23 protein-coding genes are annotated in these 22,578 nt (G+C 44.2%); 11 read left to right on the top strand and 12 right to left on the bottom strand.

The genetic code is table 11. The features are described 5' to 3' along the window. Positions 1 to 3: 3 nt before the first annotated feature. The gene (cyoE, locus tag L3V35_RS10045; protein WP_237299528.1) at positions 4 to 876 is read left to right on the top strand and encodes a heme o synthase; all 873 of its coding nucleotides are present in this window, start codon (positions 4 to 6) and stop codon (positions 874 to 876) included. Positions 877 to 1,016: 140 nt separating this feature from the next. On the opposite strand, the gene L3V35_RS10040 is transcribed toward cyoE, so the two are convergent. The 4 genes from L3V35_RS10040 to L3V35_RS10025 all read right to left on the bottom strand — a co-directional run bounded on the left by L3V35_RS10040 (position 1,017) and on the right by L3V35_RS10025 (position 5,524). Then, a complete protein-coding gene (locus L3V35_RS10040) occupies positions 1,017 to 1,505 on the bottom strand; it encodes a hypothetical protein (protein ID WP_237299526.1) in 489 nt (162 codons plus the stop codon). Between the two features lie 161 nt (positions 1,506 to 1,666). Continuing rightward, entirely contained in the window at positions 1,667 to 3,643 is a 1,977-nt protein-coding gene (locus tag L3V35_RS10035) for an alkyl sulfatase dimerization domain-containing protein (RefSeq protein ID WP_237299524.1), read from the bottom strand. A gap of 265 nt (positions 3,644 to 3,908) precedes the next feature. Further along, a complete protein-coding gene (locus L3V35_RS10030) occupies positions 3,909 to 4,898 on the bottom strand; it encodes a biotin/lipoyl-binding protein (RefSeq protein WP_171314722.1) in 990 nt (329 codons plus the stop codon). Further along, positions 4,898 to 5,524, bottom strand: coding sequence for a magnesium transporter (locus tag L3V35_RS10025; protein WP_237299523.1), 627 nt, complete (start codon positions 5,522 to 5,524; stop codon positions 4,898 to 4,900). The genes L3V35_RS10030 and L3V35_RS10025 overlap by 1 nt, the downstream gene beginning before the upstream one ends. 904 nt (positions 5,525 to 6,428) lie before the next feature. On the opposite strand from L3V35_RS10025, the gene L3V35_RS10020 reads away from it, so the two are divergent. The 4 genes from L3V35_RS10020 to L3V35_RS10005 all read left to right on the top strand — a co-directional run bounded on the left by L3V35_RS10020 (position 6,429) and on the right by L3V35_RS10005 (position 10,042). After that, complete coding sequence (locus L3V35_RS10020; RefSeq protein WP_054546694.1) at positions 6,429 to 7,364, top strand: LysR family transcriptional regulator; 936 nt, start codon at positions 6,429 to 6,431, stop codon at positions 7,362 to 7,364. Between the two features lie 217 nt (positions 7,365 to 7,581). After that, positions 7,582 to 7,959 carry a lactoylglutathione lyase gene (gene gloA / locus L3V35_RS10015; protein ID WP_237299520.1) on the top strand — a complete coding sequence of 126 codons (378 nt, stop codon included), beginning with the start codon at positions 7,582 to 7,584 and terminating at the stop codon, positions 7,957 to 7,959. A gap of 14 nt (positions 7,960 to 7,973) precedes the next feature. Further along, the gene (locus tag L3V35_RS10010) at positions 7,974 to 9,071 is read left to right on the top strand and encodes an alkene reductase (protein ID WP_237299518.1); all 1,098 of its coding nucleotides are present in this window, start codon (positions 7,974 to 7,976) and stop codon (positions 9,069 to 9,071) included. 110 nt (positions 9,072 to 9,181) lie between these two features. Further along, a complete protein-coding gene (locus L3V35_RS10005; protein WP_054546691.1) occupies positions 9,182 to 10,042 on the top strand; it encodes a DMT family transporter in 861 nt (286 codons plus the stop codon). Positions 10,043 to 10,132: 90 nt separating this feature from the next. Here the strand turns inward: L3V35_RS10005 and L3V35_RS10000 are convergent, their stop codons facing one another. Next, positions 10,133 to 10,561 (bottom strand): MarR family transcriptional regulator, encoded by a 429-nt coding sequence (locus tag L3V35_RS10000; RefSeq protein ID WP_054546690.1) that lies wholly within the window; start codon positions 10,559 to 10,561, stop codon positions 10,133 to 10,135. A 16-nt stretch (positions 10,562 to 10,577) separates the two neighbouring features. Next, positions 10,578 to 11,222, bottom strand: coding sequence for a cytochrome b/b6 domain-containing protein (locus tag L3V35_RS09995; protein ID WP_065205577.1), 645 nt, complete (start codon positions 11,220 to 11,222; stop codon positions 10,578 to 10,580). Positions 11,223 to 11,430: 208 nt separating this feature from the next. On the opposite strand from L3V35_RS09995, the gene L3V35_RS09990 reads away from it, so the two are divergent. Further along, the gene (locus tag L3V35_RS09990) at positions 11,431 to 11,868 is read left to right on the top strand and encodes a cytochrome c (protein ID WP_065205576.1); all 438 of its coding nucleotides are present in this window, start codon (positions 11,431 to 11,433) and stop codon (positions 11,866 to 11,868) included. Positions 11,869 to 11,998: 130 nt separating this feature from the next. On the opposite strand, the gene L3V35_RS09985 is transcribed toward L3V35_RS09990, so the two are convergent. From L3V35_RS09985 to L3V35_RS09970, 4 genes are all read right to left on the bottom strand, one after another. After that, positions 11,999 to 12,493, bottom strand: coding sequence for a peptidylprolyl isomerase (locus tag L3V35_RS09985; RefSeq protein ID WP_004736286.1), 495 nt, complete (start codon positions 12,491 to 12,493; stop codon positions 11,999 to 12,001). 203 nt (positions 12,494 to 12,696) lie between these two features. Next, a complete protein-coding gene (locus L3V35_RS09980; protein WP_065205575.1) occupies positions 12,697 to 13,296 on the bottom strand; it encodes a thiol:disulfide interchange protein DsbA/DsbL in 600 nt (199 codons plus the stop codon). 89 nt (positions 13,297 to 13,385) lie between these two features. Further along, entirely contained in the window at positions 13,386 to 13,760 is a 375-nt protein-coding gene (locus L3V35_RS09975; RefSeq protein WP_237299516.1) for a hypothetical protein, read from the bottom strand. Positions 13,761 to 13,862: 102 nt separating this feature from the next. After that, positions 13,863 to 14,471, bottom strand: a complete 609-nt coding sequence (locus L3V35_RS09970; protein WP_237299515.1) for a TetR/AcrR family transcriptional regulator — start codon at positions 14,469 to 14,471, stop codon at positions 13,863 to 13,865. 167 nt (positions 14,472 to 14,638) lie between these two features. Here L3V35_RS09970 and L3V35_RS09965 point away from each other — a divergent pair, with 167 nt between their 5' ends. Then, entirely contained in the window at positions 14,639 to 15,625 is a 987-nt protein-coding gene (locus L3V35_RS09965) for a glycosyl transferase family protein (RefSeq protein ID WP_081279963.1), read from the top strand. A gap of 99 nt (positions 15,626 to 15,724) precedes the next feature. Here L3V35_RS09965 and L3V35_RS09960 read toward each other — a convergent pair whose 3' ends face one another. Further along, on the bottom strand, positions 15,725 to 16,021 hold the full coding sequence (locus tag L3V35_RS09960) for a hypothetical protein (protein WP_054546683.1): 297 nt from the start codon (positions 16,019 to 16,021) through the stop codon (positions 15,725 to 15,727). 184 nt (positions 16,022 to 16,205) lie between these two features. Then, complete coding sequence (locus L3V35_RS09955; protein ID WP_004736278.1) at positions 16,206 to 16,439, bottom strand: hypothetical protein; 234 nt, start codon at positions 16,437 to 16,439, stop codon at positions 16,206 to 16,208. A gap of 283 nt (positions 16,440 to 16,722) precedes the next feature. Here L3V35_RS09955 and L3V35_RS09950 point away from each other — a divergent pair, with 283 nt between their 5' ends. The 4 genes from L3V35_RS09950 (at position 16,723) to udp (ending at position 22,355) form a co-directional block, all read left to right on the top strand. Then, entirely contained in the window at positions 16,723 to 17,139 is a 417-nt protein-coding gene (locus L3V35_RS09950) for a CBS domain-containing protein (RefSeq protein WP_054546682.1), read from the top strand. Between the two features lie 185 nt (positions 17,140 to 17,324). Beyond that, the gene (locus L3V35_RS09945) at positions 17,325 to 18,788 is read left to right on the top strand and encodes an MATE family efflux transporter (protein ID WP_017086104.1); all 1,464 of its coding nucleotides are present in this window, start codon (positions 17,325 to 17,327) and stop codon (positions 18,786 to 18,788) included. Between the two features lie 174 nt (positions 18,789 to 18,962). Continuing rightward, complete coding sequence (locus L3V35_RS09940; protein ID WP_237299513.1) at positions 18,963 to 21,311, top strand: zinc/cadmium/mercury/lead-transporting ATPase; 2,349 nt, start codon at positions 18,963 to 18,965, stop codon at positions 21,309 to 21,311. Positions 21,312 to 21,596: 285 nt separating this feature from the next. Beyond that, positions 21,597 to 22,355, top strand: coding sequence for a uridine phosphorylase (gene udp, locus L3V35_RS09935; protein WP_004736272.1), 759 nt, complete (start codon positions 21,597 to 21,599; stop codon positions 22,353 to 22,355). Positions 22,356 to 22,578: the final 223 nt, after the last annotated feature.

Genomic DNA, 22,578 nt, shown 5'->3' with positions numbered 1-22,578 from the left:
GGTATGCTGAAAAGATATCTGTCTATCACCAAACCGGGCATCATTTTCGGCAACCTGATTTCTGTTGCGGCGGGGTTCTTCCTCGCCGCAAAAACAGAACCAGCCAGTGCGTTGTTGTTACTGACGACATTAGCGGGTGTAGGGCTTGTGATTGCATCAGGTTGTGTGGTTAACAACATTTTTGACCGAGATATCGACCAGAAAATGAAACGTACCCAGAACCGTGAATTGGTTCAGGGCAACATCAACACAGACGTGGCATTTATCTATGCATTGGTCATGTTGTTGGCTGGCACGGCGTTGCTGTTTCAATTCGTTAATCCGATGTCTGCGGTTGTGGTGTTGCTTGGCTATGTGTTTTACGTCTTTTTCTACACCATGTGGTACAAGCGTAATTCGGTTTACGGCACCTTAGTGGGAAGCATCTCTGGCGCGGTTCCTCCATTGGTTGGCTACCTTGGCGTGACTAACTACCTGAGCTTAGAAGCCGTTCTATTGTTCATCATGTTCTGTTTATGGCAGATGCCACACTCGTATGCGATTGCGATGTTCCGCATTCAAGACTACCGCGATGCAGGTATACCTGTGTTACCGGTGAAAGAGGGTGTAGACAAAGCACACCAACATATGAAAGCGTATGTAGTAGCGTTTGGTGCGGTTGCTCTGGGACTATTTTTGCTTGGAGAAGCGGGTTACGAATACCTAGCGGTGTCGGCGGCCGTTTGCTTTATGTGGACCAAAGTGACATTCCGTAAGGTTGATTGCGCCAACTACATCCAGTGGTCAAAGACGGTCTTTAAAGTCTCTTTGCTGGTGGTGATGAGCATCAGTGGTGTGCTGGGACTGGAGTTGATTCCGTTGCCTACGTTTTTTTGATTTAAGTTTGTCGTTGAACCCTCAATGTTCTGAAGTCCGAGGGTTTGACGACTTTTTATTGTTTGTTTTTGTCGTCTGTCTTATTTTTCTTTGCTGCTCCCCCTTTAACTATTCAGCCTTGAATTACTTAGGTTTCGCTATTACCCCTCAAAAATATCATTGAACCAAGCTTCTAATTGCTCGCGTTTATCTTGCGGTCCGTTGATGACGATTAAACGTTGTAAGCTTGCTTGATCCCAAGAAATGGTTCCTGTTGCTAGCGCATCGAACACGTCTAACTCTGTGATCAGAAGTAAATCTTCCTCGGTTGGCAATGTATCTCTTCCTGAAACTTTGACACCTTTAGCAAAGCTGATTTCGCTGTAGTGGCCTTTAATCGCTTCAAATAGGTTGAACTTAATCTTGTTTGGATGTGCTTTGCCAAGTGCTGATTGGATTGCAAAAAGGCGGAAATGGTCAGGTTTATTTAAATTGCCAAATTCGTCACCTTGTCTTGCATTGATTATGTTGCCAAAGACTTCGAGAGAGCCCGGTTCAGTGATCAAGCTAAGTCCAGTATCCTGATGTAGGCCGCAGGCAAAAACCAGAGATGAACTGAGTGAAAGTAGCAGAACGAAACGTTTTAGCATCAAGAAACCTTAAATTGAACGAGTAAATTTCCCATCACGTCATCATTAAAGTTGATGTGAACGGATGAGATCAAAAAACACACAATAAACAAAAGGGACCACGAGGGTCCCTATATTTATCCGCTTGCTATCCTAGCGAGCCTTTAACTAACGTGCGTCAGTTAACGAACGATAAGCATGATCTCTTCAGGAGACATTGATTTATCGAAGTAGCTCATGAAGAGACCGAAGCCTTTGATGTCGCCATTCGAGAACTTGAATGCACCAGACTGTAGGTTGGTACCTATCACTTGTTGAGCGTTTGGACCCGCAATCAAGATTTGGTTCAGTACGGCACGAGTGGTGTCGATTTGAACGTCTGCCCCTTGAACCGCTTCTTCGTGTAACTGAGCAATACCGTTACGGATTTCGATAGTGAATGCTTCGTTCGTATCCGAGAAGTTGTACGTCAGCATCATGTTCACGTCTAACGAGTTCTCAGCGATAAGTGTTGAAGTCATCATGTCGAAGATCTGCTTGCTTGGTAGCGCAGTAAGAACGTCAACAGAAGCGAAGCTGATCATGTTAGAGAAATCACGACTACCTTCTAGTTCAGCTGCGGCATTTAATGCCCAGTTGCGCCAGTTGATGTTCACTTGATCGGCAGACCATGCTTTGTAAGCTTGTGCTTTCAGTAAGCGTGCTTCCATGTCATCTTTGTTTACCGTGATTGGGTAAGAAAGAATCTCTGCTGCAAAGGTGTAGTTCTCAGCCTTAATTGCGGCTTGTGCAGTAGTAAGGATGTTGTCACGACCGCCCATGATCTCTACGAATGCTTTAGCGCGTTGCTCGTAAGCCATTGGCTCTAGCTGCCATGGATCCGCTTCGAAGAAACCGTTGTAACCTACGTAAATCTGACGCACGGCATGTGCCACAGTGCCGTAGTGCTCACCTAACCAAGGGTGCTCTGCAAGGTGCTTAGGAAGTTTAACCACTTCAACTAGCTCGTCTGGCGTCATACCTTTGTTCATGTAACGGATAGTTTGGTCATGCGTGTATTGAATCGCATCACGGTAGGCCGTTAATACGTCAGATACCGCTTCTTTACCTTCAACAGGACGACCGTGAGAGTTAATCATGATCTCAGTGTCGAACTTACGCATTACGTCGATGCCCTTGAACCACATTGATGGGTCACGGAATTTAGTACCACGGATGGTGTGAAGGTTAGGGAAGTTTTCGCCTTGAAGTACTTCAGCCGCGTGCAGGATTTTTTGCTCTGGGAAGTAAATCACTAGCTCATCTTTGGTTTCAGATGGCACGTTCTCGATGTGCATCTTAACGCCAGCAATTTCAATTTCGATGTGGCTTTGGCTTGGTACCAGCAGGTTTGGTTCAATGAACGAGATTGCACCTTGCATGAAACGTGGACCAAGGCCGTCGTTTACTGTGCCGTGCTCACCTTCTTCTACGTGCTTAGCACCTGTGTAAGAAGTACGATGACCAAATAGAGTACCTAGGTTTGAAGACCAGTTAGCCACTGCTGCGGTTAGGCCTTCTTCAGCGATGATTTTTACTTCGCCTGATGCTACTTCTTCATCAGTCACCCATGCACGCACACCAGAGATGTGGTCGATGTGGTTGTGAGAATAGATGATTGCTTTAACCGGTTTGTCTGTGATTTGACGGAACTGTTCTTTAACCGATTGAGCCATTTCTACCGACTCGCCTGGATCAACAATGATGATGCCGTCCGTACCTTCGATCATGACAGGAGTGTCTAGACCGAAGCCGTAACCAAGATAAATATTGTCATCCACTTTGATGATTGCTTGGTCCATTTTACGACCGTGCTTGGTGAGGATTGGATGAACGTGATCAGATTCTTCTGTGTAAGCCAGAGAGTCGCCCGTTTTCGATACAACTTGGATGCGCTCGCCTTTGCCCCAGAATAGGTTTGACTTGTGTTCGAATAGAACCTCGCTCTTGTAGCGAGCATCAAGGTCAATGTTTTGGTATTGCGCAGCATTTGCTGTCTGAAGTTCTTGGCCTACTTTCGATGTCGCTTCTACAGTTGGAGTTGCAGATGCAAAACTAGAAGCAAATAGAGCGCTCGCAACAGCAACAGGAAGTGCCATTTTTTTGAATGTATTAGTCATGGTAGTGACCTTATTTTGGATACAGGAATTGGATTTCTTGAGCCAAATGATAGAGGTGGGAAAGGTCGCTATCTACGCGCTAATAGGATATCGATATATCGTTTTTTCGATGGTTTATTTATCTAATGATTGTAATGACGATTTATATTGATCTAAATCAATTAGTAAGTGGGGCTTGCAACAGATACAAAAATGCCCTGAAATTCAGGGCATTTAATTTGGAACTAATGGCTGTTATATAAGTGTTTACCGAGAACCTCAGTACTTACCAAGCACCTAAGTATGACTTGTAAGATTGTAGGCGAACCGTTGCTGCGCCGATTACATCAATGAAGCCCCAGAACGGATGTGGTTTCTCAGCCGAGATCCAAGCCGCGCCAGTTGAACCTATAGGGATGTTGTAACCTTCAGGTTCGATGATCTCAAGTACGATAGTACGACCTAAACCATTACCGTTTCTTACCACGTGTTGACCGACGCTTTGTGGTCCCTGAAGCGGAGAAATACTCGACTCACCGGTACCTGCATTAAAGCTGTGTACTTTTGCTCGGAATACATGCCCTGGGTAGGCATCAACGAAGAACTCAGCGAAGTCTCCTACTTGAACATAGCCGTAAGTTTGGTCTGAAATACGCATCTCAAGGAATTTTTTGCTGGTGTTGTAGAGGTGCATGTTACCCATTACAGAACCTTCAGCAATATTCACTATCGAAACCTGACCATCAAATTCAGCCCTAATGGTTTTCTTCTCTTGCGCCCAATTTACTTTTTGTAGGTCGGCTTTTAGCGACACAAGTTCAGCGTGCAACACTCGAAGATCGGAGTCGTACTTTTCTACGTCACGCATATTGAAGATTTCAGGTGACGTTTCAGCACGCTCTAAGTCGCGATTCATTTGCTTGATCTCTTCTTCTTTCTGAATAATTGAAGATTCGATCTTTGCTTTGTCGGCGGCAGAGTCAATGTCGACGAGTGTGTAAATTACGTCGCCTTCTTTAACCATTTGGTTGTGCTCAACAAGCACTTGGTCGATCTGCTGGCCAAAGATAGGTGACATCACCGCGTGTGGTGCTTTCACTGTGGTTGAGTTCGTTAAATCAACGGGTGCCCACAAGCGAGAGATAACCGCTAATATCGCAAGAATCGTTACACCGCCAATGGCAGCCCACGTGTAGTTTTTGAAGTTCTTCTTAAGTGCGCCTGTCGCAAACAGTGACCATACAATTAGGATGTATGGAATCATCATCTCTTTCATTATGCGACCTCTTTTTCTGTAGGGGATGGTTTTGTTGGAGCTTTTTCTTCTGAAGACTGTTCTTTTGAAGATTGCTCTACTGGAGACTGTTGTGTTTGAGACGGCTCTGTTACCGATTGTTCAGGTGATACGTGGACTGCAGCTGTCTCTGTATTGGCCGCGTCTTGTTTAGGTTGTACACCACGGCGAATCACATCACTCAGTGATTGACCAATATGTTTCCAATTCGCCAACGCGATAACCAAGGCGATAACCCAGAATGTTTTGCTGATGAAGAGTCCGCAAAGTGACAGTGCAAACACGATCTGTACGTGAGCGCTTTTGTGCTCTTTTGCTTTATGTACACCCAGTTCATGCAACTGCCACATGCCGTAAACACCGGCTAATACCACAGCAATTGTCACTGAGAACAAGTAACCAGAGAAGTACTCCATCTGGAAGAAGTTCATCATCATTTCATTGGGATGGTTGTTGAATTGAGACATGTCGATGTCTTTAGAATGGATAGTGCCTAGCGGTGCAAGAGCCCATGCACCAGCAAACATCACCGCCATAAACAGGCAGAATTTAATCAAGACCATAGCAACGGCCCAGATCTTCTGGAAAACGATTTTTATAAAGTTCATATCTCAACCTACATCAATAAGAAGAGAGAATTTGCAGCCTAGAAGTCACCTTTAATGACATCTTAAAAAGTAGATGTTTATTATGTGGGTAGATTGGTGCTCATAATAAACAAAAGTAATAGATGACATTTAAAGTGATATTGCTCAGTCCAGACAACCGATTCTCGGTATCAAGAAGCGAATATGCTCCTCTACAAATCAATCTCTATTATTTGTCAGCAGACGTAAATTAGATGGCTATGAGGCGTTCGAATTAATATTCGTGCGGCTTTTCAGCGACTGTCTTTATTACGTGTATTACCTCGGCAATCGAGGGGCTCTTCCATGACAATTGACATACCAAAGTAAAACATTTGTCAGTTTTCTGTTTGGGCTGATAATTGATTTGTTAGCAGGATAATAGGAAGAGTTTTGACCAGTATCTACCCAGAATTACGATTTGATAATATCGTAATTACGATTAGTAGTTATAACTCTAAATCGGTAGGTCGATTTATTTGAAAAGGCTCATATAGACATAGAAAACATTGTTCATTAACTTGGTTTGGATCAAGGAAATGATTAATAAAATCACCAGTAAGTAATTTATTGAAATTGATATTTTTACACTAGAAAGAGTGATGGATATGAATGATGAAATATATATGACTGATAATAAGTTTGGTCCGTAAAGGGAGTTATTCACTGAGTATTTGCAAGCTATATTAATGATATGCCAAATGTATGAGTATAGTTGTTAGAAAAGAAGTCTTTGTTGAATGTTGAATTAAAAATATTGTAGCTATTATTGGTCAAATGTATATCCCAATGCGTTGAACAAAGTGTCATGAAAAGCGAGACAATTGTATATTCTATCGTTTTTACGATAGCATAGTACTTATGGTCGCCTAATGAGTAATGATATATGAGCAACGACATCCCCAACTTCAACCTACTTGCCGTGTTTTCTGCGGTGATGGAGCAGGGCAGTTTAAGTAAGGCTGCGGATCAACTCAGTACCAACCAATCGACCATAAGTACCGCATTAGCACGCCTAAAAAAAGAGATTGGCCAAGAGCTTTTTGTTCGAAAAGGACGTGGTGTTGTGCCCACATCCTATGCCCAAAGTTTGTATGAACAGATCAAAGCGCCGATCAATGAATTGAATGGCGTGTTTCAATCGATGGCTAGCTTTGATGAGCAAGTCTCTGAACGTAAGTTTGTTATTTCTTGTCCCGAACATCTTCAGTGGGTACTACTCGACAGCTTTGCGGCGCTTCCCAATCAAAATTTGTCGCTAGAAGTCTTTGATCAACCAGACAGTGATGATCGCATCTATGAAGATCTTTTGACGCAAGAGTTCGATGCCATGATTGAGATAGTGGTTCCTGAACACCCAAGTATTGCGAGTGAAACCCTGTATCAGGGAGACTTTGCCATCGTGTGCCGTTCGGGGCACCCTCGCATTCAAGGTGAGATCAGCGAAGCGCAGTTCATGAGTGAAAAGCATGCCGTATTAGACAGAACGCGACGTAAAGTTCGTAGCTTGAGTCATTATACTTCTTTGGATTTAACCAAACGTAAAATCGCATTTCACGGACGGTCGCTGTTTAGCAATATTTTGCTGTGTAGTCAGTCGGATTATATCACAGTAGTCCCACTCTCTATGGCTCTGCAGTTCCAAGAGAGGCTCGGCTTACAACTCTTTAAGCCTCCTTTTGATTATGAGCAAATGTCTCACTACCTGATTTGGTTGAAGAAGCAAAATAGCGACCCTGCTCATAAATGGTTCAGAGAACAAGTGATTAATACGTCTGATGCAATGTCAAAAACTCTTAAAGATAGGCGTTTACGGTTTTAGTTAAGAGTCTAACTCGAAGGGAAGCATTGGCTTCCCTTTTTTGTGTCATTGAGTTCGATCTAGCCATAAAATGCATAACAAAAAATTATCACATTGAGAATTTTTGATAATTTCCTTAATTCCTCGCTGAATCGTATTATTTCACTCAGAGATTAGTGGATAACCTCCACTCAAAATAATAACGGCGCCATGCTTGTGGTGCTAATAAGGGCGAAATATGAAATTCCTACACACAATGATCCGAGTTACTGATTTAGACAAGTCTATCGAGTTCTACACCAAGGTATTGGGAATGACGGAACTTGAACGCCATGAAAACAAAGACTACCGCTACACATTGGTTTTTGTTGGCTACGATCAAGGTGGTACGACGATCGAGCTAACGTACAATTGGGATACGAATGAGTACGAGATGGGCAGCGCGTTTGGTCATCTGGCATTGGGTGTAGACGATATTTACGCAGCATGCGACAAGATCAAATCGCTAGGTGGTAACGTCACTCGCGAAGCGGGTCCAGTGAAAGGTGGTTCAACTCATATCGCTTTTATTACTGACCCAGACGGCTACCAAATCGAACTGATTCAACTAGGTTAATCGAGGATATAACAATGACAAATGCATTATTTCAACCAATTCAACTTGGTAATATCGAGCTTAAAAACCGTATTGTTATGCCACCGATGACTCGCTCACGTGCGACGCAACCTGGTAATTCAGCAAACGACATGATGGCGGATTACTACGCTCAACGCGCTTCTGCAGGTTTGATTATCGCTGAAGGCACACAAATTTCACCTATGGGCCAAGGTTACGCTTGGACTCCGGGTATCTATTCTGACGAGCAGATTGCGGGTTGGAAAAAAGTCACCGATGCAGTACATGACAAAGAGGGTGTTATCTTCGCTCAACTTTGGCATGTAGGCCGTGTAACACACCCAGATAACATCGGCGGTGAACAGCCAATCTCGTCTTCTGCACTTAAAGCAGAAAACGTAAAAGTATTCATCGATAACGGCACTGATGAACCGGGCTTTGTAGATGTGGTTGAACCTCGTGAGATGACGAAACAAGACATCAAAGTAGTGGTTGAACAGTATCGCCAAGCGGCTTTGAATGCGATTGAAGCAGGCTTTGATGGTATCGAACTTCACGCAGCGAATGGTTACTTGATCAATCAATTTATCGATTCTGAAGCAAACAACCGCACCGACGAATACGGTGGTTCAATTGAAAACCGTTTACGTTTCCTTGGTGAAGTGGTTGAAGCTATGGTTGAAGCGATTGGTGCTGACCGTGTTGGTGTGCGTCTTGCTCCGTTCACATCGTTGAATGGTACCGTTGATGCTACGCCAGTAGAGACTTACACAGCGGCGGCAGCACTACTTAACCTATACAAAATTGTTTACCTGCACATTGCAGAAGTCGATTGGGACGATGCACCTGAAACACCGAAAACCTTTAAATCAGCAGTACGTAATGCTTATCAAGGTGTCCTGATTTATGCGGGTAAATACGATAGTGAGCGTGGCGAAAAAGCGGTTACTGAAGGCGTAACTGACATGGTTGGTTTTGGTCGTCCATTCGTTGCTAACCCAGACTTACCTGCTCGTATTCAAAATGGTTACCCACTTGCAGCCCACGATCCAAACACATTGTTCGGTGGTGCTGAAAAAGGTTTAACGGATTACCCAGAATACGCAGGCTAAAAACAGCTGCCTGAAACAGAGTATTGAGATAGTATCTTGATCCTGTTGAATGTTTATAAAAAGCAACCTTGCAGAGTCGGGTTGCTTTTTTTGTTATTGGACCAAGTAAAATGATGAAAGCGATGCGCGGAGAGCTTTACCTCCTATTTGCTACCCTGTTAGCTGGGATAGGATGGATTGCATCTAAGCTGGTGGTATTAGAAATGCCGGGGCCAGTGTTCATTGGTGTGCGATTCCTCGTCGCGAGTTTGATTCTTTTGCCATTTTGTATTCATCATATTCGTAAGCTTTCGCTTAAGCAGGTTCTTTCTCTTTGCGGCGTTGGTTTGCTGCTGTCTGCCTCATTGCAGGTATGGGTGTTTGCAGTATCGGTGACAGAAAGCTTGTCGGAAGGGGCATTCATCATGAGCTTAGCTATGATCATTGCCCCCTTTGTGTCTTGGATTTTGTTTCGAGTTAAACCTAATAGTGCGTTTTGGATGTCTTTCCCGATCGCGATTATCGGCATGCTACTGCTGACTTTGGGCAATGGTTGGAATGTAGAGCAGAGTCAGATTTACTTCTTGCTAGCATCGATGTTGTTGTCTGTTCACTTTGTGATGAACAAACGTGTGATTACCAATATTAAACCTATCGCATCAATCTGTGTGCAACTGTTTGTGGTGGGTGTGAGTGGTTTAGCCTTTGCTTCCATGACGACTCAGCCGGAGTTCGAAATCACCAAAACTTTAGTCTTCTGGTTTATCGTGTCTGCGGTGATCGCGACGTCTATCCGTTACTTATTACAAACCGTTGGTCAGCATTCCGTGAACATGGAAGTGGCGGCATTGATCATGATTCTTGAGCCCGTGTGGACATTGTTATTGAGTGTCAGCGTGTTGGGTGAAACGGTTGAGATGCAAAAGTTGCTAGGCGGAGCGGTGATTATTGGTTCGCTATTTTGTTATATCAAATGGTCGAGACGAAAATAAAACACTCGGCGCAAGGCCGAGTATTGTTTGTTAGTGTATGTTTAGAACTCATTAAGCATGCACTAGCAATAAGACCCGGTCACAGTAAGATCAGATCGCTGCGACCATCTTTTGAAGTAGCTTGATCATCTGCTGTTGTTCTTCAGCGTCCAATTCATTCATTAATTCTTTGTTTAAACGAATAGGGATTGGAACGAGTTGTTCTTCGAGTGCTTTCCCTTTTTCCGTTAAGTAGATTCTGAAAGAACGACGACTGTTTGGATCGGCTCTGCGTTCAACCAACTCAAGCTTTTCTAGCTTGTCTAATGTTCGTGTTGTTGTCGAATTCTCGACTTTGGACTTCGCAGCAATATCACGCTGTGTAAGTCCTTCTTCTTCCCAAAGGCACATCATGGTTGGCCATAGAGCAATGGTTAAGCCATGTTCCTTCAATTCCGTGTCAAAATCTTTGGTCGCTTTATTGGCGATCACATTGATCATCCAACCAAAGCTTTTTTGTCTATCAAACTCTTCTGGCATCTTTCGCTACCTAATTTTACTGTGATATTACAACTATTGTCATCGTAACTAATACCGATGCAATTAGCACCAACAACGCTTTCCTATTTGATGAAAAAGCTAATTGACTGCTATTTATGAAATAATCCGTTGACGCTGAATGGTTTTGTTTACCTGTAATCATGGCAAGGACTAGCGGCTTTGAACGCAGTTTGTAGATGATAATGGCCACCAAGTGCAGTATGACAAATACCACTAACATACGTGCTGCAATGCCATGCACCGTACATAACACATCGAATACTGCATCAGTAATTACGAGTTCCGAACCTGGAATCGCATCAAAGAAACCAGCAATAACAAGCCCAGTCATACATTGGACAAACAGAGTCGTGATCATTCCTATCACCATCCACGCACCTAACGGATTATGCCCCGGTTTTGGTCGTGCTTTTCCGCGGAAGTAATTCCAAGCCGATTTTGGGGAGCTAATAAATTGAGAAAAGCGACTGGTATCGCTGCCGACGACTCCCCAAACCAAGCGCCATAAAATTAGACTGAACAGTGCGAGGCCCAAGTAGACATGAGGACCTTGTCCGTTAAACCCTGACGCAGCAAGACCAATAAAGAGTGCGGCTTGAAGCCAGTGATAAAGTCGAGTTGGTAGATCCCAGATTTTCATAATGCTTTTCCTGTTTGCGAATTTGCTTGGTGGGAATAATTTACACAACAATAGTTGCTTAAGCAACTATTGTTGTGTAAATTGAATGCATATCTTCGATTACGGTTGAACTATCAAGCCGTAATTTACTAAGAAACCAATCAGTAATTAACGACGAAATCATTCAGTCAATTAACCACTCAATCAATTAATCACTAGGAATGACATTATGAAAAAATTCACTATCGCTCTAATCATCGCACTGCCTACGATTGCTCTACCTATGATCTCTATCGCCGCAGCGGATGCTGTAAATAATCGTCAGCAAGCTTTCAGTTCTATTGAAGAGGTTACTAAACAAGTTGATTCTGAACTGAATAACAGCGATGTAGATTGGCAGAGAGTGGGTGAGCTAAGTGAAATGTTGGTGGAACATGGAACCGTATTGAACGCGAATTTTGCTGAAGGTGATACTGGAGGTAAGGCAAAAAGGGAGATTTGGAGCAAGCCTGAGAAATTTAACCAACTGATGTTGCAGATGAACCAAGGCTTTTCAGAGCTTTATCAAGCGAGTGTTGAGCAAGATTTGTCGAGCGCAGAACAAGGGTTAGATTCTGTGAACAATACTTGTAAAGGATGTCACCGTACTTACCGCTCTCGTTGGTAACGGTTCTAACAACGAGCTTTGAATACAGGTGGTAAAGTCGAACCCTTACCACCATAGTTCTATCGCGCTGCCTTCTTTTCTTTGTGCAATCAATTCGAATGCACTAGGGGCTGGAAAGCACGTGAGTGAATTAGTCGCGAACAGTGACTTTAGTAATCACGATGTCTTCACACGGCACATCTTCATGTCCCCAGCGAGTGGTGGTTGGTGCAAGCGCAATCTTGTTTACCACATCCATACCTGCTGATACCTTACCAAACACAGCGTAGCCCCAACCTGAGTTGCTGGTTGCTGTATGATCAAGGAAATCATTGTCGTCAAGGTTGATAAAGAACTGCGCCGTTGCTGAATGGGGTGCGTCAGTGCGAGCCATTGCGAGAGATCCAATCACGTTCTTTAAGCCGCGGTTAGCTTCATTCACAATAGGTGCACGAGTTGGCTTTTCTGTCATGTCGATAGTGTGTCCACCACCTTGAATCATGAAACCTTCAATAACACGGTGAAATGTTGTGCCTTCGTAGAAGCCATCTTGGCAGTATTTAAGGAAGTTTTTCGACGTTACCGGCGCTTTTTCAAGGTTCAGTTCAATTTCAATGTCGCCAAAGTTTGTGGTCAGAATGATCATAAAGGTCCCAATATTTGAGTGCTAATATTTTGAATGCTACAGCACAGTGGATAGCTTAATTGAGTGCAGTATATGAAAAATTGTGGAGGATGCCAGTTAACAATACTTCCCAAGCGGATTTACGGGAATGGTGAGTGACTAGGGATACTTCATATATAAGAAAGCCAGCGATGAAATCACTGGCTTTGAGATGAAAAACAGACTTAGAGCGTTAGCAGGTAATTCACTAGTTGGTTGTACTCTTCGTAGCTCTTGATTTGATCCGGTTTCACGATGTATTTGTTGTTAACCAGAACTCCAGGAACACCTGTTAGTGTGCTTTGATCAAACTCTTTATCGAAACGTTTTTGCATCGAGTTCACTGCAAAGCCGTTGTATGCCGCATCAAACTTCTTCGCATCGATACCGTTATCAATGAAAACTTTACGCAGTTCTGCTTCATTTTTTGGTGTTTGTTGCTTCTCATGGATCTGAGCAAACATGGCAGGAACCATACTTTCTTCAGCGTCTAGAGCAATCATGGTCGCGTAAGCCTTCGCCATTGGTACTGCCATGTTGTTACCCATAAAAGCGACGTGCACTTTTTTGAAGCTTGCAGACTTTGGCAAGTCTGCTTTTAGGTACTTAATGACCCCTTCAAACTTGTAACAATGCGGGCAGTAGAAAGAGAAAAATTCGGTAACGACAGGCTTGTCGGCCTTTGCTACATCAAGGATTTTGTAGTGCGTGCCTTCTTCAAATTGTGCGGCGTTTACTGAAGCGCTCAAGAGTAGAGCGGCAAAGAGATTAAATAGTTTTTTCATGTGTTCATTTCCTAAATTCGGATGTCATTTGATACAGCAAAAGTGCTGTTATAACTTGGTGGCAGATATTACCAAACAGGGACAAACGATTAGGAAATAGGGGGGCGGTATGGCGCTTGTGGTGAAACAATCGCTTTGTGCGAAGGCTCTTTTTCTATCAGTGCCAGTGATTCAATCTGCGATTCGAAAGATTCAGAAACGATAAGTGGTGGCATTTTCAGTAGACAGACTGATCCACAGCAGTGGTGCTCAACGTTGGGTTGTGCGCTGGAATAAGGTGTTGGGGTGCTCTCTACAGAACTGATGTTAGAAGCAGAGAAAGAGAAGCTATTGGCAGAAGTTGATTGAGCTTGAGGGGCTTGCAGAGCATTGCTGCTCGCGATGCTGTCCACACTAATGGTGGCCATTAGCATAGCGAAGAGCATGAAAGCGTGTACCCAAATTTTGTTAATCAACTTTGGCATGAATTCTTAGTCTTGGTAAACGAGTGAAGCGGGCGAATCATACCTCACTCGTTTGTGCATCTCTAATCAAACCCAATAAAACTTAGCCGAGCTCAACTTTTATTACGCTTGATACTGTTTCAGGAACATCTCGACACTGGACTGGATGATCACCTGTTTGTGTTCCGCATCCGGTGACGGCGCATGACCAATGATTTGTGGCCAAAATGCAAAAGACTTTAACAGTGCAATAAATTGGGTAGATGCAAATAGAGGGTCTAGTTCAATTAAGCGGTCGTCTGCCTGTGCTGCTTTAATCCAGGTTGTGAGTCCACTTTCTGCTTGGGAATATTTCTCCATAGCTTGATGCGCCAGTTCGGCGTTATGGAAATACTCAGAAAAGAGTACACGTGACAGGTCGATGAAGCCTTCAGAATCAAGTAACTCAAGTTCTTGGTTGGCTATCGACGAAAGTTGTTCTTCAAGTGGCAGTTCTGCTTGATAAGGGAAATGCGTCGCGGCGAGAGTCTTGCTCCAAATACTGTCTAGAATCTCATCTAAAAGCAGTTCTTTGCTGGCAAAGTGGTTGTATACAGTGCGCTTTGATACTTCCGCGCGGCTCGATATTTTATCCATGCTGGTGGCCTTGTAACCGTGCTCAGTAAACTCTGCGATAGCAGCGGCAACGATCGATTCACGTTTTCTTTGGCTCAGCGTTTTTTTTACAGTCATTTGGATATTACTCAATAGGTCGCAGTTAGCATTGCATACGATAATTTTACACCAGTAAGTTTACTTTTAGAACACCAATCCACGTATTGGTAATTAGGTCGATAGCAACTGAATCGCTTTGCAATGCACTGTGGGTATCATAGAATCGAAAGCGTATTCGAATTTTATTGATATCAACGGAAGAGAATAAACAATCAATGAGTAGTATTTTAGAGTGTATTCGTACAGTTGGACGAGGAGAAAGAGGGCGTAAGCCTTTATCGTTCGAACAAGCCTACCGCATCATGGATGAGTATTTAAGCGGAGAGGTCGGTGACGACCAAATGGCTATGCTACTGATGTTGATTCGTGTGCAGAATGAAACCAATGAAGAGATCGCAGGCTTTGTAAAAGCCTTTCAATCTCGAGTGCCAGACTTAGGCGCTGATATTGACTGGCCGTGCTACGCAGGTAAGCGTAACGATACCGCGAGTGGTAAGCCTTGGAACTTGCTGGCGGCAAAAATACTGGCAGACGATGGCTACAAAGTTCTGATGCACGGTTATATGGATAAGCCAAGTGGTCGCACACACGTCGAGACTCACTTGCATCTTGTTGGTGTTCGCAGTGCTGCCGACCCACAAGACGCAAAGCAGATCCTAGAAGCGGATGGCATTGCTTACTTACCTTTAGCGAACTTCGCTCCTGAAGCTCAAACTATGATCGGTTGGAAACACCGCTACGGACTGAGAACACCGATCAACACGGTAGTTCGAGCATTGAACCCAGGTGGTGGCCGTTTGGGTTTACGTGGAAGTTTTCACCCGGGCTTTCCTCAGTTACACGCTGAAGTTGAGCATGTCATTGGTAATAAATCCCACTCGGTGATTTCATTTAAAGGCATGAATGGCGAATCAGAATACAACCCTAAAGTGAGTCAAACTGTGTGGATGAGTTCTCCTGAGAAGGTGGAATCTTTCTACTGGGAAGGCACGATGAATGTTGAACTGCCTCTGCCTTCTGAATGTGTGCTGGGTACACCGGAAGATGAGATGGAGCTGATGGCGAACAGTGTTGTGGACAGTATGACTGCGATTTTATTCGCAGAAACGCACGATAAAACTGAGGCATACCAGAAAGCGGTGCGTCTGTGGCATGAGTATTGTGCGCGTTAGATGATGGTTTTTAATCAATGAGAGAAGGTCAGCGAGTGCTGGCCTTTTTTGTGCTTGATTTCTAGCAAAGGGCTTTCGTGAATGATCAAACAATAAGAGTTACTTTACTCGCATCAATCGATGCATCTTGTCTTCAAATTGAATCTCAATGACTTGTGAGATTTTCATCTTCTCTACTCGTTCAAGCATCGCGGTTTGATAGGCTCGTTTCTTCATCCACTCTAACGGCTCTTTAAAGCCATCTTCATTTATCACAAAGGACTGATCGGTGATGGAGTCTTCAAAGATATGAACCACCCAAATGCGCGATTGGAAATCTAACAATTCGCTAAAGTAGCTTTTTAGCTTAGGGATAAAGTGAGATAGAACAGTGTGAGGGGAACGAAGCGAAGTCATAGTGAACCGTTTGGACAATGAAAAGCGGTGCGACGGATGTCTCCAATTCGAGCGCTTATCGGTTAAAGCAGGTAATCATCGTCAATGTGATTACCTACTCAAGAACTTGCCACAAAATACGGTATTCATGTGTCGTTGACAATGCTTGTTGAGCTTGTCAGTTAAGACATGTGTGATGAGTTTGCTATTTAACGAACAAGCCGAAGTCGATTTCTTGCTCTCTTTGGTATTTGACCAGTTTTACTTTCAAATTGTGTTTTGCCGCCAGATCAATCGCTAAGCTAGACATGTGTTTTATCTCATCGACGCAGCTAGAGATAAGCGGCTTTTCTTGGTTATCGACAGTGGCGATGAGGGTATTTTCTGTACCATCGACACCGGAATAAATGTACGCGTACATACTGTTGTTGTGTTGCATAAACGGCCTAATTGTAACGATATAATTATTTATGGTGTGAAGAGTACAAGGTTTATTCATTCAAGCCAGTGTCATAAAGTAAGGCTTTGTAAGGACTCTATTTTTTATTTTTTTGCTCGCGTAAAAATGCTCACAAGCCTTTTGTGACCTTGTTTTCTCGCCTTGGTAGGTTTTACCTATCAATAAAATTGTTGAAATCCATTTAGTAAAATCAAGATTTTAGACAACAATTAGGTTAACAAGATAGAAAAAGACATGACGAAAAGTATTTAGGGAGAACGCAATGCATTCAATAAAAGTGAAAGATTACATGACGCCGCAGGTTGTGACATTCACTCCTGACATGCCGTTAAGTCTCGCGTTAGATAGGGTAATGAGCAGCCATCACATGGGCGGTCCAGTAATTGATGATAATGAGCAAGTTATTGGTTTCCTTTCTGAGCAAGATTTATTAGAAAAATTGGTGAAGGTAAGCTATTTCTGCCAAGACACACACATTGTGGGTGATTGCATGTACCAAGAGGTGCTGTCGGTATCACCAGACTTATCCATCATTGAATTGGCAGATATGATGCAAGTGGGTAAACCCAAAGCTTATCCAGTGCTCGATAACAAAAAGCTAGTGGGTATGATCACCAGAACCGATGTTTTGAGAGCAATTGGCAAGAACTTGGAAGAATGCTTCAAACATCAGGTATAGTAGCGTGTTAAGAACGATTATTTTTCTCAATACCCTCAATTGAAAAAGGCGCACTAGCGCCTTTTTTCTGTATAGAGCTTTTCTTGGTAGATCCTTTCTTTGTGGCTCCCTAGCTTGTGGAACGCTAGTTTTGGGTCACTAGTTTAGAGAGCTTGCTTGTGGGTGTCCCAGCTTTTGGAGGTTTCATGTCAAATCAAACGGCAAAGTTTGTAGAAGGTTCAACGATGCGCCACATATTGGTGATGTCGGGGGCTGGCTCAGTCGGTTTGATGGCGTTATTCGTGGTCGATTTACTCGATATGTTGTTCATCAGTATGTTGGGACAAGTCGAATTGGCCGCTGCGGTGGGTTTTGCAGGCACGCTGACTTTTTTCTCTACCTCCGTTTCGATCGGTACTTCCATTGCTATGGGCGCGTTAGTTTCCAAAGCGATCGGTTCAAAGAATCAGGAACACGCTCGAAACCTCGCCACCAGTATTATGCTGACCGCTTTTGTCATCAGTTTGACGATTACCGCGGTGATGTTTGCTTATATCCCAGAACTGTTAGCCGCTATAGGGGCAAAAGGGGTTGCCGCAGAGCGTGCTCAAGCTTACCTACAGATTTTGCTACCAAGTGGTCCCTTTTTGGCGTTGGCGATGGCAGCGGGTGCGGGCTTAAGAGCGGCAGGTGATGCCAAACGTTCGATGTGGGCGACCTTGTCAGGCGGTATCGTTAATGCGATTTTGGACCCCCTGTTTATTTTTGGCTTTGGCTGGAATATAGAAGGGGCGGCTATTGCTTCTGTTTTTGCCCGTTTTTCGGTGCTTCTCTTCTCGCTGTATCCTCTGATTCGTAGTCATCACTTGGTTGCACCTCCTTCACTGGTGCAGTGGCGCATTAATATTCGCCCTATATTGGCCATTGCGCTTCCCGCCATTATCACTAACACCGCAACACCTATCGGTAATGCGATTGTGACAACGGGTATCGCGCAATACGGCGAGGATTTTGTCGCGGGCTTTGCCGTGATTGGTCGTCTAACGCCAGTTTGCTTTGCGGTTATTTTTGCCTTGTCCGGCGCTGTCGGCCCAATCATTGGGCAAAACTTTGGTGCAGAACGAATGGACAGAGTAAAAGAAACACTCAACAACTCATTGTTGGTTACTACGGCATACACCATCGCCGTCTGTATTCTGTTGTACTTTGTCCAAGACTATGTGATCCAAGGCTTTAGCCTGCAAGGTGATGCTGCAATTATTGTTGCGGCATTTTGTACTTATGTCGCCTTAACCTTTACTTTTAATGGCGCGCTGTTTGTTGCCAATACTTCTTTCAATAATCTGGGTAAACCGCTTTACTCGACAGCACTGAATCTGGGTAAAGCCACTCTCGGTACATTGCCGTTCGTCTACTTAGGCTCGCAATGGTATGGCGCATTGGGTGTGTTGTATGGGCAAGCCTTGGGTAATGTTTTGTTCGGAATACTTGGTACCTTGGTGCTTCGCTATCATATTGCCGAGCTTATGCAAGGTTCCCAAGTTGACCCTGTAGAAGACGATGTGTCGATAGTGAGCTTGAATACACAGCCGTTTTGTTCACACGATGCGGTTCTTATTGATGATGTATCTGCGAACAGAGAAGAGTGTAAAGAGTTCAAGTCGCAATAAAACCGGCATTCCAATATGAGGTTGGTCGGTTTGCAAATTTCTTCTTGGCCTTGGACAATTTCTTCTTGACCTTGGAGTTACCTCCAAGGTTTATACTTTTGATGAACTTAAGGTTTGGTTGCTGTGATTAGCCGGCAACAACCTCAAGGCTTTTGAGTATTAAGGAGATACATTATGTGCGCAAAACATGCAGCGTGCCGCTCAACAAAAGTGGACGTTCAACCTCAAGCGGCAGGAGCAAGCTGTTCCAGCCCTAAAATTTCCAGCATCACGGCAGCGGGTACTTCATCATGCTGTAGTTCTACGACGGCTTCTGCATCAGCAGATGATTGTTGTGGTTCAGACAGTGGAGAAGAAGACCGGCTGCCCTTAACTGAGTCTATCAACGCCCAATTTTCCAAAAGTTGGCTGGTTGCCGGAATGGACTGCCCAGCTTGTGCAAGAAAAATAGAAAACGCGATCAGTAATATTGACGGTGTTATTCAAGCGAAGGTTCTTTTTGCTACCGAAAAACTGGTTGTTAAATTCGATAATGAAAGTCTGGCCGACACCATTGAACAGGTCTCTATCAAAACGGGTTTCCCTCTTTCGGAAGTCGGTTCTAAGAAAGAAAAACAACAACCTGAGACTTTTTGGCAAGCGTACATCCAACCTAATTTTCAGATTATCGCGATTGCAGCGGCAATGCTGTTCGCTGCGCTTCTGAAAAGTACATATCCTCAATTAAGTGAAGGCTTATTCACCGCAACCTGTCTACTCGGATTATATCCGGTTGCTAAGAAAGCGGTTCAGTTGGCACGTTCAGGTACACCTTTCGCAATAGAAACTCTAATGAGTGTTGCCGCGCTGGGTGCCTTGTATCTGGGCGAAACCGCGGAAGCGGCGATGGTTTTACTGTTGTTTTTGATTGGTGAGCGCTTAGAAGCGTTTGCTTCATCAAGAGCAAGAAGTGGCGTTCAAGCGCTAATGGCATTGGTACCAGAAAACGCGACTAAGATTATCAACGGCGAGCGTGTCGAAGTTGCAGTCAGTGAACTGGTTCCCGGTGATGTGATTGAAGTGGCGGCGGGCTCTCGTTTACCTGCTGATGGCAAACTGATTACCGACGCAGCAAGCTTTGATGAAAGTGCGTTAACCGGTGAATCTGTTCCTGTTGAACATATCGAAGGTAATAGCATCATGGCTGGCGCTGTGGTGGTTGATAAAGTGGTGCGTATTACCATCACTTCAAAACAGGGTGAGAACGCGATCGACCGTATTCTTCATCTGATTGAAGAGGCAGAGTCACGTAAAGCACCACTCGAGCGATTCCTCGATAAGTTCAGTCGCTGGTATACACCGTTAATGATGTTGATTGCTCTTTTAGTCATCATCACACCACCATTGCTGTTCGCCCAGCCGTGGGAAACGTGGGTCTATCGTGGTTTAGCGCTATTGTTGATTGCTTGTCCGTGTGCGTTGGTTATCTCGACTCCAGCCGCGATTACGTCTGGTTTGGCAGCCGCCGCGAAACGTGGTGCGCTAATTAAAGGCGGCGCAGCATTGGAGCAGCTTGGTAAAATTCAAACTATTGCCTTCGATAAGACGGGCACACTGACTGAAGGTAAGCCTCAGGTTACGGACATTCAGCCTCTATCGGGTTGGCAACAAGATGCGATGCTTCGTGTGGTTGGAGCAATTGAAGTGGGTTCTACTCACCCATTGGCGCAGTCGCTAGTTGCTAAAGTGAAAGAACTGAATATTGAGATTCCTGAATCACACAACAAGACCGCGCTGATCGGTAGTGGTGTTGAAGGCGATGTCGACGGAATTAAGTATCAGGTTCTATCGCCTTCTAAGGTGACGTTCGATCTTGGTGCCGATGTTGTTTCTCAGGTTGAGGCATTAGAAGGCGAGGGCAAGACGGTTGTGGTTGCTCTTGAGCTTAAAGATCAAGAAGAATCAATCGAGCAAGCTGCGACTGTGATTGGTCTGATTGCTTGGCAAGACACGTTACGTAGTGACGCTAAGCTTGCGATTGAACGACTCAATGACTTGGGAATTCAATCTATCATGCTTACTGGGGATAACCCGCGAAGCGCGGCAGCGATCAGCAGCAAGATTGGTATGCAGTATAAAGCAAGCCTATTGCCAAGCGATAAGGTGTCTTACGTTGAACAGTTATCTCAGCAGTCACACGTCGCCATGGTGGGCGATGGCATCAACGATGCGCCGGCTATGAAAACCGCTAATGTGGGTATAGCAATGGGCGGTGGCACAGATGTGGCGTTGGAAACGGCTGACTCAGCTCTGACTCATAATCGCTTAACAGAACTCCCTGCGATGATTGAACTGTCGCAAGCGACCATGAATAACATCCGTCAAAACGTCGCACTTGCACTCGGTTTGAAAGGCGTGTTCTTGGTGACAAGCTTACTGGGTATTACCGGTTTATGGGTGGCAGTCTTAGCGGATAGTGGCGCAACAGCTTTGGTGACACTCAACGCTCTGCGTTTGCTTCGATTCAAATCAAAAGCGGATTAAGCACTTCTAGCTAATATTCACTATTTTGATGCAAATAAACGCCTTTAGTCTTAATAAGCTAAAGGCGTTTTTTGTCTCATTAGTATGCAACGTAGGCGTATGGATTGCTTATTTTTGTGATGCCAATCGGTTTTTCGTGAAACTTGAAATCTTGTTGCGATCATTGGTGTGACGCTCGTCACTTCATTTTGTAATGAGCTTGGTTAGAGTGTGTTCGTACCCCACGAATTTACTATGAGCTTAAATAAGGGTTAACAAAGCCCAATAAGCCAAAAGGAGCGAACTATGTCTCAAGCTGTTTTCCATTTAGGTGTTACTGAAGCAGATCTTAACGGTGCTACTCTTGCGATCATTCCTGGTGATCCTGCTCGTGTGCAAAAAATTGCCGAAGAGATGGAGAATCCTGTATTTCTTGCTAGTCACCGTGAATACACGCTTTACCGCGCAGAGCTAGACGGCAAGCCAGTTGTTGTATGTTCAACAGGTATCGGTGGTCCATCTACTTCTATCGCAGTTGAAGAGCTTGCTCAACTTGGTGTTCGCACTTTCCTTCGTGTTGGTACTACTGGTGCTATCCAACCACACGTAAACGTGGGTGACATGATTGTTTCTACAGGTTCTGTTCGTCTAGACGGCGCTAGCCTGCACTTTGCTCCAATGGAGTTCCCAGCAGTTGCTGACTTCGAAGTTGCAACAGCAATGAAAGCGGCAGTTGATGAATCAGGTGCAACAGTTCACATGGGCGTAACGGCATCAAGCGATACGTTCTACCCAGGTCAAGAGCGTTACGACACGTTCTCTGGTCGCGTTGTTAAGCGTTTCCAAGGCTCTATGCAAGAATGGCAAGACATGGGCGTTCTAAACTTCGAAATGGAATCTGCAACGCTTCTAACTATGTGTGCAAGTTCTGGTCTTAAAGCGGGTTGTGTTGCTGGTGTAATCATCAACCGTACTCAAAAAGAGACGCCTGATCACGAAACGCTAAAAGTAACAGAAGCTCGTTCAATCAAAGTGGTTGTAGAAGCTGCTCGTAAAATGCTTTAAGTTGTAAAAATACTTTTAGTCTTAAAGTGCTTTAAGTCTGTTTCCAAGATTTAAAAATGGCCGCATCGAATGATGCGGCCATTTTTTATGAGGCAAAGAAATTAAAGGCATAGATAGTTGAAAGATGAAAATAGAGCAAAACAGACGAATAGCTGGAGAAAAAAAGGCGAGTGACTCAATAGTCATTCGCCTTTTTAGATTTACTTAAGAGCGTTCAGCTCTC

The organism is Vibrio sp. L5-1, assembly GCF_021728315.1.
GTDB classification, from domain to species: domain Bacteria; phylum Pseudomonadota; class Gammaproteobacteria; order Enterobacterales; family Vibrionaceae; genus Vibrio; species Vibrio splendidus_K.
Note: the sequence above shows the minus strand (reverse complement) of the source record. Positions and strands in the feature narration are given on the sequence as shown.

Bases quoted from the DNA above. Each gene is read 5' to 3' on its own strand.
- L3V35_RS09975 (WP_237299516.1), bottom strand. From the start codon at position 13,760: ATGCCAAAGTTGATTAACAAAATTTGGGTACACGCTTTCATGCTCTTC.
- L3V35_RS10035 (WP_237299524.1), bottom strand. From the start codon at position 3,643: ATGACTAATACATTCAAAAAAATGGCACTTCCTGTTGCTGTTGCGAGC.
- L3V35_RS09980 (WP_065205575.1), bottom strand. From the start codon at position 13,296: ATGAAAAAACTATTTAATCTCTTTGCCGCTCTACTCTTGAGCGCTTCA.
- L3V35_RS10030 (WP_171314722.1), bottom strand. From the start codon at position 4,898: ATGAAAGAGATGATGATTCCATACATCCTAATTGTATGGTCACTGTTT.
- L3V35_RS09970 (WP_237299515.1), bottom strand. From the start codon at position 14,471: ATGACTGTAAAAAAAACGCTGAGCCAAAGAAAACGTGAATCGATCGTT.
- L3V35_RS10040 (WP_237299526.1), bottom strand. From the start codon at position 1,505: ATGCTAAAACGTTTCGTTCTGCTACTTTCACTCAGTTCATCTCTGGTT.
- L3V35_RS09950 (WP_054546682.1), top strand. From the start codon at position 16,723: ATGCATTCAATAAAAGTGAAAGATTACATGACGCCGCAGGTTGTGACA.
- cyoE (WP_237299528.1), top strand. From the start codon at position 4: ATGCTGAAAAGATATCTGTCTATCACCAAACCGGGCATCATTTTCGGC.
- L3V35_RS09955 (WP_004736278.1), bottom strand. From the start codon at position 16,439: ATGCAACACAACAACAGTATGTACGCGTACATTTATTCCGGTGTCGAT.
- udp (WP_004736272.1), top strand. From the start codon at position 21,597: ATGTCTCAAGCTGTTTTCCATTTAGGTGTTACTGAAGCAGATCTTAAC.
- L3V35_RS10010 (WP_237299518.1), top strand. From the start codon at position 7,974: ATGACAAATGCATTATTTCAACCAATTCAACTTGGTAATATCGAGCTT.
- L3V35_RS09990 (WP_065205576.1), top strand. From the start codon at position 11,431: ATGAAAAAATTCACTATCGCTCTAATCATCGCACTGCCTACGATTGCT.
- L3V35_RS09940 (WP_237299513.1), top strand. From the start codon at position 18,963: ATGTGCGCAAAACATGCAGCGTGCCGCTCAACAAAAGTGGACGTTCAA.
- L3V35_RS09995 (WP_065205577.1), bottom strand. From the start codon at position 11,222: ATGAAAATCTGGGATCTACCAACTCGACTTTATCACTGGCTTCAAGCC.
- L3V35_RS09945 (WP_017086104.1), top strand. From the start codon at position 17,325: ATGTCAAATCAAACGGCAAAGTTTGTAGAAGGTTCAACGATGCGCCAC.
- L3V35_RS10025 (WP_237299523.1), bottom strand. From the start codon at position 5,524: ATGAACTTTATAAAAATCGTTTTCCAGAAGATCTGGGCCGTTGCTATG.
- L3V35_RS10005 (WP_054546691.1), top strand. From the start codon at position 9,182: ATGATGAAAGCGATGCGCGGAGAGCTTTACCTCCTATTTGCTACCCTG.
- L3V35_RS10020 (WP_054546694.1), top strand. From the start codon at position 6,429: ATGAGCAACGACATCCCCAACTTCAACCTACTTGCCGTGTTTTCTGCG.
- L3V35_RS10000 (WP_054546690.1), bottom strand. From the start codon at position 10,561: ATGCCAGAAGAGTTTGATAGACAAAAAAGCTTTGGTTGGATGATCAAT.
- gloA (WP_237299520.1), top strand. From the start codon at position 7,582: ATGAAATTCCTACACACAATGATCCGAGTTACTGATTTAGACAAGTCT.
- L3V35_RS09960 (WP_054546683.1), bottom strand. From the start codon at position 16,021: ATGACTTCGCTTCGTTCCCCTCACACTGTTCTATCTCACTTTATCCCT.
- L3V35_RS09985 (WP_004736286.1), bottom strand. From the start codon at position 12,493: ATGATCATTCTGACCACAAACTTTGGCGACATTGAAATTGAACTGAAC.